Consider the following 9,394-nt stretch of genomic DNA (forward strand, 5'->3'; position numbering starts at 1 on the left):
GCGTGGGCTCGGCGGGCGCCTCAGACCGGAGGGTACGAGCGTGGTGACGGTTGTCGAGGGAGATCTCCCCGCCTCGCTCGCTCTTGAGTTGGCTTCCGCACCCGAGGTGGCATGGGACACCGAGACGAGCGGACTGGAGTGGCGATCTGACCGGCTCAACCTCTGCCAGTTGCATGCCCCGGCTGTGGGGACCGTCTTGGTCCGCATCGGGGAGCAGCGGCCCGAGCGACTGGCCGCACTCCTGAGCGATCCGGGCGTCGTCAAGGTGTTCCACCACGCACCTTTCGACCTGCGGTTCATGCGTGTGGCATGGGACGCCCGGGCGTCGAATGTGCGTTGCACGAAGGTCGCCTCCAAGCTGCTTTCCCCGGACGCTCCGTCGCGGGACCACTCGCTTGCTCACCTGGTCTGGACTCACCTTCAAGTCCGCCTCGCCAAGGGCGTGGTGCGGACAAGCGACTGGTCCGCACGTGAACTGTCAGACGCCCAAGTCGAGTATGCGGCGGGCGACGTCGAGTACCTCCTGCCCCTGCATCGGATGTTGCACACAGAACTCGAGAGTGCCGACCTGAGCGCGGTCTACGAGAGGTGCTGCTCGTTCCTGCCGACGCAGGTGGACGTCACCCTCATGGGCATCACCGACGTCTTCGCCTACTAGTCCAACGGCTCCCAGCGTTCACCCCGGAAGAACTCGAACCCGTCGGAAGCAACTGAGTCAAGTTGCGCGAGAACGCGCAGGTGTGCCGGTGCATCAGGTCCATTGACGCGGATCACGGAGACGTCGATGCGCTCGACCGCGGCAAGGCGATGGACGTCACGCACGAGCAGGTCAGGCACGTACCCGATGGGCTGCCCGGACGCGAGCACAAGGATGGCCTCGGGATTGCGCGTGTTCGTCGGCTCCGGCGCGAGCCGAAGCGGCGAACCCGGCTGCAACTCGCAAAGCACCGACTCGAGTCGCTCCGCCGAGATCGCGCTGGGTGACCCGCCGATGACGGGCCGGTTCTCCGGCATGTGCCTGATTCCGTGCACGAGGAACGAACACGTGATTCGACCTCCAACTGAACGGGGCACCGGAAAGAGTTGAAGCGTGTCCCCGTTTCGACGCCCCGACGATCGGGTGATCTGCTCCCAGGGTGTGGCATCGGCAGGGTCGAGCCCGAGACTGGCGACGTGCCGGACGTAGTCCGGACGTCGGGGATCGAGTGCGCGCTGAGAGAAGAGCGGGAAGAGGCGATCGGATCTGTAGGTATGCGTGAGGTCCCCAAAGCCGAGCAGTGGGCGGAACCCGCTCGCATCCTGTACCGCGCGGATGTAGTGGAACGTGTACTCGACGCCGTCGAAGCGAAGCATGCCCACGGGGTAGATCTGCCGCGCGACGGGGTGCTGCCACGCGACGACCAGCTCACTTGCTGCTCCCCGGGCGCGATCGGCCGGTGCCGGACGCCGGTCATGAACGGCGATCACACTCATCGCGGAGCCTCCTTCCGTTGATCTTCAAGAGCTCGCAGGCAAAAGTACGTGCAGGGTCTGACATCGCACTGATCCTGGCGAACAGCGGCTCGGGATCGACCGCTTCGAGCGAGCTCACAGCCTCCGTCCAGTAGGCCCGCGCGTCCGCAGAAGCCATCTCGATTCCGTCGATGGCGAGTTCCACCAGCGTACGCACCGGCTGCGTTGACGTGTTCTCGAACCGCCATGCGCTGCCGCGCTCGGCGTAGGCGACGATGCCGTGCTCGCCCCCGAGCGCTAGCCGACGCTTCCGCTTCTCGTCCAGGAGGTTGAAGCCAAGGCCGCCTGCCTGGTCGTACGAACTGCACAGTCGAACAGGGTCGTCGCCGATGGCCGGAACCAGCACTGACCAGTTCTCGTCGTGCCTGTCCTGGTTGCCGATCCACGCGTCGAGGATCAGGTAGCCGACGAAGACGTCGAACGCGCTGAACACGGCAGGGAGCGCACACCCGGGCGGCGGGAGGGCGTCCTGGAGCGCAGTCCGGATGTTCAGGAGCGAGTGCCCGGGTCGTTGCTTGCGCCGGGACTTGTCGTGCTCGAGCTCACGTGCCGGCTCGAAGCCCGGCACCTGGCGGTCCACGAGGTAGAGCGCTCCAGACTGCACCTGGAAGCTCGTCGAGCCGAGGTCGCGCGAGATGGAGCCCTCGACGCCGTCGCGCAAGGCGAGCTCGACCGTCGCGCACGGAACGGAGAGGTGCTCGGCAAGATGCGAGGCGGCCTTCTCTGACCAGTCCTCGCCCTGGCGGTGTCCGCTCCCGGTGATCGTCACCGCCTTGAAGAGCCACCGAGACTCCGAGTCGTCGAGCCAGAGCTTCTCGTCCGCCCCGACTCCTTCGGTGGCAACGACGGGCCACGTCGACACGTCGACACGCTCGAACGCGGTGGTCATCGGCACGAAGCGAACCTACAGAACGACGACGCGCTTCACGTTGACGTCGGAGGCGAGCGCTACGTTCCACTCACATTCGACGGCCGGCCTGCCGACGAACCAGGTGACGAGTCGCGCAAGGGAGTGCCCGTGGTCACAGCAGTACCGCAGATCGACGCTGATCTGGCGTCCGAGCAGGAGTGGTTCGACGCCGCCCGCGCCGAGCGCGAGACGAAGCGCGAGAGCCGTGCGGGCGCTTACGACGCGGCGGCGACGCCCAAGGACCGGAGTGCGATCAACAGGGCCCAGCAACGCGACGAGACGCTCGGCCACCCTGATGACGACGTGGCGTTCTTGCGGATCGACTGTGAGGACGGCGACGTCTACTACGTCGGCAAGAACTCGATCGTCAGCCAGGCAGGCGACCAGATGGTCTACAACTGGAAAGCCCGTGCGATCCAGGAGATGCGCGGCGCGACGCACAGCGACCCGCGCGGGGTGCACCGGCACCGCGAGTACAGCACGCGTCCGGTCAACGCGATCGCACGACTCAACGACGTGCTGTTCGCCGAGCTCGCAGCAAAGGTCGCGGCGCTCGAAGGCGGCGAAGCCGCACTCCTCACCTCCGACGGATTCCTGCAGGACGTGCTCGAACGCCGACGCAGCCCGCAGATGGAGGACATCGTCCGGACCATCCAGGCGGCGCAGGCCGACATCATCTCGGCAGCGGCCGAGCAGCTGCTCATCGTCCAGGGCGGACCAGGGACGGGCAAGACCGCGGTGGCGTTGCACCGAGTGGCGGCTCTGCTGTTCAACGAGCTGAAGGACGTCGAGCGCGACGACGTGCTGGTGGTCGGGCCCAACGCGACGTTCCTGCGCTACATCGCGCGCGTACTGCCGGAGCTCGGCGAGGACCGGGTCATCCATCAGGACGTGCAGCGACTGATGGACGCGAACGTCACCGTCTCGGTCAAGGAGCAGCCGGAGGCAGCTCGTCTCAAGGGCGACGACCGGATGTGTGAAGTCCTGTCCCGCGGGCTTCAGGAACGCGTGCGGGTCCCGCAGGACGACGTCCAGTTCTCCTTCGACGACGTCTCCTGGCGGGTGACCCTCCAACCGACGCTCGTCGGCGAAGCGATGGTGGACATCGAGACGTCGCCGTACGCTCCGGGGCGCGCCCGGATGCGAACCGCCCTGGAGGCACTGATCCTGCGCGAGGCGCGTAGGACGGACCGGGCTGGCGCGCGAGCATCGAACTTGCGTCCGAAGTCGACAGAGGTTGACGCGTACCTGGAGCGCATCTGGCCGCAACTCACACCGCAGGCGTTCTTGAGGGACCTGTTCGGCTCGCTCGAGAGACTCGTCGCAGCCTCGAGCGGGACCCTCGACGTCGAGGCGCTCCAACTCCTGCGTCGGCAGGCCGCCCCGCGGCTCTCGGAACAGCAGTGGTCGAAGGAAGACCTTCCGCTCCTCGACTTCCTCGCCGACGAGATCACGGGTGAGCGGCGAACCTACGCGCACATCGTCGTCGACGAGGCCCAGGACCTGTCCCCGATGCAGCTCATCGCGATCCGTCGCAGGTCACGGGCGGGCGCGATGACGATCGTCGGCGACATCGCCCAGTCGACGGGACACTGGGCCCGGGGATCCTGGGACGATGTGATCTCCGAGCTTGAGTCGCCGCTTCCGCACTCGCTGGAGCACCTGCGGTACGGCTACCGCGTGCCGCGAGCCGTGATGGAGCTCGCGGCGCGGCTTCTGCCCGAGGCTGCCCCCGGAATCGACGCGCCAACCGTCGTCACCGACGTCGACCGGGCACCTGCCTGGCATCCGGTCGCGACCCGAGGCGACCTCGTGACCACGACGCTGGCCGCAGTCCAGAAGCACAGCAGCAAGGGACTGTTCGTCGGCGTCGTGCGCCCAGAAAGCCACCGCGACGAGTTGGCACACGCCCTCGACGCCGCCGAAATCAGTTGGTCCGACGCCGACGACGGCGAGCTGACCAAGGCGATCAACGTGGTCAGCCCGACCGCGGCCAAGGGCTTGGAGTTCGATGCCGTCGTCGTGCTCGACCCTCAGGCGATCGTCGACGCCGGCCCTCACGGGCTGCGCATGCTGTACGTCGCGCTGACGCGCACAACAGGTCACCTCGACATCGTCCACGTCGACGGCCAGGTTCCGGCCTGTCTGATCGGTGATCCGATCTCCGGCGACGTGGACCACCAGCACGAGCGCGTGCCCGCCGCCACCGAGCACGCGGTCGACATGACTGGCGAAGACCCCAGTGGCGCGAGCGAGCATCGACAGACCGATGTTGAGTTCGCGCCTCACGCCGAGCCCGCGACCGGACGGCAGATCCACGATTCTGCTCAACAGAGAGATCGTCCCTCACGCACGGCCGCATCGACGTCGATCCGCCGATCGGTCGTGGAGACCAACGCGCATCACGTGCTGGACATGCTCGCGGAAGTCGCTCCTGAGCACATGTGGGCTGACATCCTTGACCGGGCACGCGAACTCACCGAGGAGCCGCACGAATGACGAAGCTAGGGACGATCCTCGACCAGGTCGATTCCGGGACGATGCTCCTCCCTGAGTTCCAGCGCGGCTACGTCTGGAACCGCGAGCAGGTCCGCGAGCTCATGCGTTCGCTGTTCCGCGGGTACCCGGTTGGGTCCCTGCTGGTCTGGGAGACCGAGACGAACCCGGGCGCGGTCCGTGGCGGTGTAGCGCCCGGCGCCGGAGTCCGAATGCTTCTCCTCGACGGTCAGCAGCGCATCACCACGCTGTACGGCATCGTGCGTGGGCGAGCGCCGGCGTTCTTCGAGGGCAGGGCGGAGTCGTTCACCGGCCTCCGATTCCACCTCAAGACCGAGTCGTTCGAGTTCTACGCGCCGGCAAAGATGACCAACGACCCGTACTGGGTCGACGTCTCCGGCGTCTTCGCGCCCGATGGCTTGGAGCGGGCAGTTGCCGCCCTCGTGGCTGGCGGTGTCGAGAACGCCGAGGCGCTCTCCCTCATGCTGAAGCTGTCCAAGCTCCGCAACATCCTTGAGCGCGAGTTCCACCAGGAGAAGATCACCGGTGCCGACGTCACCTACGACGTCGTGGTCGACATCTTCAACAAGGTGAACTCGGGCGGGACCAAGCTCTCCAAGGGTGACCTCGCCCTCGCACGCATCTGCGCGGAGGACCCGCGGATCCGCGGCCGCATGCGGAACCTGCTCGACCGTTGGGCCGCCTGGCACTACAACTTCTCGCTCGACTGGCTGCTGCGCAACGTCAACGCAGTGGTGACGGGCCGAGCCCCGTTCAGCGCGCTGGAAGGCGTTTCGTCGACAGCGGTGGCGGACGGGCTCGAGCGCAGCGCCCGGCATGTCGAAGTCGTGCTGCAGACCTTCCAGGGCAGGCTCGGACTGGACCACAACCGCGTCCTCATGGGACGAGGCGCAGTTCCCGTCATCAGCCGCCTCCTCGACAAGTCTGGCGGCGCTTTCGGGACGGCGCGCGAGCGCGATCGGGTCCTCTACTGGTACATCCACGCGGCACTCTGGGGACGCTTCGCGGGTTCTACGGAGACAGTGCTGCAGCAGGACATCGAGGCCCTTGACCAGGGCGGGACGGACGGATTGATAGCCGCGCTCGAGAGGTGGCGAGGCGGCAACCTGACGCTCGAGCCGTACGACTTCGAAAGTTACGGAGTCGGCTCGCGTTTCTACCCACTGCTGTACCTGATGACGCGCGTACTCGAGGCGCGCGATCTCGGAACGGGGATCCCCCTCAAAGCCGAGATGCTCGGTCCGCTCGCCGGACTCCAGGTGCACCACATCTTCCCGAAGGCCTACCTCTACGAGCACGGGTTCGACCGGGCTTCGGTGAACACCGTCGCCAACTTCGCGTTCCTCACGCAGAACACGAACCTCCAGATCGGGCGGAAGGACCCTGCCGAGTACCTTGCGGAAGTGGCCGAGCGCCAACCTGGGGCACTTGAGTCACAGTGGATCCCGACGAACCCGGATCTCTGGCACGCGGACCGGTATGACGACTTCGTCGTTGCACGACAGGAGCTGCTCGTCAGCGCCGCCAACTCGTTCCTCGCTGAGCTCAGAGACGGCAGAAGCGAGGACACGCCCGATCTGCGCGCGCTCCCCGCTGCGTTCGTCGCCGAGACCGACGACCGGGCGGAGTCGATCGCGGCGGCCGTTGCAGGCCTCGAGGCACTCGGGTTCGCGTCGCCGGAGCGCGACTCCGAAGTCGCGGACCCGGAGACGGGAGAAGTGTTGGCGGTTGCCGAAGCGTGGTGGCCCGCAGGGCTACAGCCGGGTCTCGACGTGCCCGTGGTGCTCGAGCTCGACCCGAAGAACGCCAATCTGCCTCGGCTCGAGGAGCTCGGCTACCGGGTGTTCATCACGACGGACGCGCTACTGGGCTTCGCCATGCGGCAGGTCGAAGTCGAGTCGAGCGAGGACGGCTCGGCGTAGTGCGGCCGCTGTCCGGTCGCGATGCCAGGATCGCTGCCACGTATCCGCCCTGCCACCCGACACCGGAGACCCGATGGCCTGTGCAGCCTCGCCGCACGACCCTGGGCACGCTTCGCTGACCAGCGTTGACGTTGTCCTGCCAAGACACCGTCAACGCGTCGCTAGGGTTCCCCCGCTACAAGTGTGGTGTCTCAGGACATCGAGAACGCCCGAACCTGCGTTTCGTGGGTTCGGGCGTTCGTCATTTCCGGGTTCGTGGGTGTTGTGGCTGGTAGTCGCGGGTGGGGTCGAGGGTGAGCTCGCGCAGGATCTCGCCCGGTGGGCGGTCGCTGCGGCGCGTGCGACGACCATGTCGTGGTGGTGGTGCAGGTGCCAGGCGATGGTGTCCGCGCCGGCGGCCGGGCCTCGGGCCGTCAGGTGCTTGCGGAGTTCGACGATGAGCTCGACGACCGGGCCGGGCGTGGCGTGCGGGGAGCTGTGCGGGCGTCGCGAACGAGGCTCGAACGCTGCCTCCCCGTGCACTCGGTAGCGCGTGAGCAGCTCGTAGACCCACGAGCGGGCGGCTCGGTAGTCGCGGGAGACCTGCGCGACCGGGCGACCTTCGAGCACGACAGCGGTGATGACCAGACGAGCCTTCGACATGCCCGGCCATCGTGACCCTCGACGTGTCCGCGATGACTCGGGACACGCTGTCCGAAATGACGCGAGACACCGTCCTGGATGTCCTGAGATCGCACACTGCCCCGGCTACAGACGCACGACGGCTACTGAGACTCCAGGGTCGTGGTGAGCCACCCGAACCCGGGCAGCGCTCGCAGTCGTCCCGTGAGGTCGTCGACGGACAGCCGGGGATCGACGCTGAAACGCACCGCCGTGCCCGTCTCCCCCGTGGGCTCCACCGGCACCAGGCCGCTCGTCGGGATGCCGTGCTCGTAGCGCTGGGTCCACGCCCCGTTCGTGCGACGGTTCGTGTGCATGAGCCATGTGCTCAGTGCGGCGACGACGGAGATGCCCCGCCGAGGGTGGCCGTCCGGCAGCAGCACGTCGTGGGCGCCGTCGAAGAAGCGCACGTCGCGCGTCGCCATGACGGGCTTCCTGATCGGCGCGCCGTCGCGCTGCTGCCGGGTGTCCGTCCCCCGCCCGTCGTCGACGACCGAGACCGACCCGTCCGCGTGCCGCGTGACGACGCACGTGCCGCGCCGTCCACACGCGGCGGCCTCCTCGTCGGCGTAGGCCATGACCTCGAGCACGAGGTGCAGCGCCCCGCCGGGTGCGTACCGCTGAGGGTCGCAGCGGATCGCCTCCAGGTGAGCGTGGTCCACGGCCACAGCCCACTCGTGGGTCGTGGTCACCCAGGTCGCGGGGTCCGAGGTCGGCATGAGGCGCATCGTGGCACGGTCGGGTGACGCCACCTGGGCCATTCGGGCCCGTGCGCCTCAATGTGATATCACTTTGATATCGCACGGATGGCCCGGCGATCGACCTCGAGGAGAGCCCCATGACCGACACCGTCCCCCCGCAGAGTTCCGAGGGCGGCGACCCCGCAGGCAGGCCCGTCGGCCACGCGGGTGCTCGCGTCGGCGTCGAGGAGCGGTCGGCATGGACGGTCGGCTCGGGCGGCGCCGCTCTCGTCCTGCTGCTGTCCCTGGGCCTCGTGGTCGCCTCCATGCCGCTCTTCGCCGCCGCTGACGCGGGAGCGGGCGCGCTCGGGTTCGTCGGGGTGCTCTCCCTGCTGCTCGCGGTACTCGGGTTCTCCGGTCTGACGATCGTCTCCCCCGGGCAGACCAAGGTGGTCCAGCTGTTCGGGCGCTACCTCGGCACCGTTCGGCGGACCGGGTTCGTCCTCACGGTTCCGCTGACGACGAAGCGGCGCGTCTCGGTGCGCGTGCGCAACTTCGAGACCAACGAGCTCAAGGTCAACGACGCCGACGGCAACCCGATCAACATCGCCGCGATCGTCGTCTGGCAGGTGGCGGACACCGCCAAGGCCACGTTCGCCGTCGAGGACTACGCCGACTTCGTGCGCGTGCAGTCGGAGTCCGCCCTGCGACACGTCGCGATGGCGCACCCGTACGACCACGCCGAGGACGGCGAGCAGTCGCTGCGCGGGGCGACCGAGGTCGTCTCCGCCGAGATCGCCGCCGAGGTCGCCGCGCGGGTCGTCATCGCGGGCGTCGAGGTCATCGAGGCGCGCATCTCCAACCTCGCGTACGCCCCGGAGATCGCCCAGGCCATGCTGCAGCGGCAGCAGGCGGGCGCGATCATCGCCGCGCGCGAGCGGATCGTCGAGGGTGCGGTCTCGATGGTCGAGGACGCGCTGTCCCGCCTCGAGCGCGACGGGGTCGTCTCGCTCGACGACGAGCGCCGCGCGGCCATGGTCTCGAACCTGCTCGTCGTGCTGTGCGGCGACAGCCGAGCGACGCCCGTCGTCAACACGGGCAGCTTGTACGCGTGACGGACGACGCCGACGCGCTCGCGTCGGGCGGGGCCACCCCCGCCCGACGCCAGCGCAAGTCCGTGCTGCTGCGCCTCG

At 68.0% G+C, this 9,394-nt stretch carries 8 protein-coding genes; 4 read left to right on the forward strand and 4 right to left on the reverse strand.

Annotated elements, in window-relative coordinates:
- Nucleotides 1-40 precede the first annotated feature (40 nt).
- Nucleotides 41-658: a ribonuclease D gene (locus tag CWIS_RS04475; protein ID WP_048342045.1), complete on the forward strand. Its 618-nt coding sequence runs from the start codon at nt 41-43 to the stop codon at nt 656-658.
- On the opposite strand, the gene CWIS_RS04480 is transcribed toward CWIS_RS04475, so the two are convergent.
- Together CWIS_RS04480 and CWIS_RS19235 are read right to left on the reverse strand one after the other, a co-directional pair.
- On the reverse strand, nt 655-1,473 hold the full coding sequence (locus CWIS_RS04480) for an HIRAN domain-containing protein (RefSeq protein WP_048342046.1): 819 nt from the start codon (nt 1,471-1,473) through the stop codon (nt 655-657). The genes CWIS_RS04475 and CWIS_RS04480 overlap by 4 nt on opposite strands.
- A complete protein-coding gene (locus CWIS_RS19235; protein WP_053071549.1) occupies nt 1,451-2,407 on the reverse strand; it encodes a hypothetical protein in 957 nt (318 codons plus the stop codon). Before CWIS_RS19235 ends, CWIS_RS04480 begins: the two co-directional genes overlap by 23 nt.
- 123 nt (nt 2,408-2,530) lie before the next feature.
- On the opposite strand from CWIS_RS19235, the gene CWIS_RS04490 reads away from it, so the two are divergent.
- Both CWIS_RS04490 and CWIS_RS04495 read left to right on the forward strand, forming a co-directional pair.
- Nucleotides 2,531-4,921, forward strand: coding sequence for an AAA family ATPase (locus tag CWIS_RS04490; RefSeq protein ID WP_156186546.1), 2,391 nt, complete (start codon nt 2,531-2,533; stop codon nt 4,919-4,921).
- Complete coding sequence (locus tag CWIS_RS04495; protein ID WP_053071551.1) at nt 4,918-6,861, forward strand: DUF262 domain-containing protein; 1,944 nt, start codon at nt 4,918-4,920, stop codon at nt 6,859-6,861. The genes CWIS_RS04490 and CWIS_RS04495 overlap by 4 nt, the downstream gene beginning before the upstream one ends.
- 150 nt (nt 6,862-7,011) lie before the next feature.
- Here the strand turns inward: CWIS_RS04495 and CWIS_RS17950 are convergent, their stop codons facing one another.
- A complete protein-coding gene (locus CWIS_RS17950) occupies nt 7,012-7,503 on the reverse strand; it encodes a leucine zipper domain-containing protein (protein WP_082156214.1) in 492 nt (163 codons plus the stop codon).
- A gap of 122 nt (nt 7,504-7,625) precedes the next feature.
- Complete coding sequence (locus CWIS_RS04505) at nt 7,626-8,240, reverse strand: hypothetical protein (protein WP_048342079.1); 615 nt, start codon at nt 8,238-8,240, stop codon at nt 7,626-7,628.
- A 119-nt stretch (nt 8,241-8,359) separates the two neighbouring features.
- On the opposite strand from CWIS_RS04505, the gene CWIS_RS04510 reads away from it, so the two are divergent.
- Nucleotides 8,360-9,316, forward strand: coding sequence for an SPFH domain-containing protein (locus CWIS_RS04510; RefSeq protein ID WP_048342048.1), 957 nt, complete (start codon nt 8,360-8,362; stop codon nt 9,314-9,316).
- The last annotated feature ends 78 nt before the right edge of the window (nt 9,317-9,394 follow it).

This window comes from Cellulomonas sp. A375-1 (assembly GCF_001040865.1).
Taxonomy (GTDB): domain Bacteria; phylum Actinomycetota; class Actinomycetes; order Actinomycetales; family Cellulomonadaceae; genus Cellulomonas; species Cellulomonas gelida.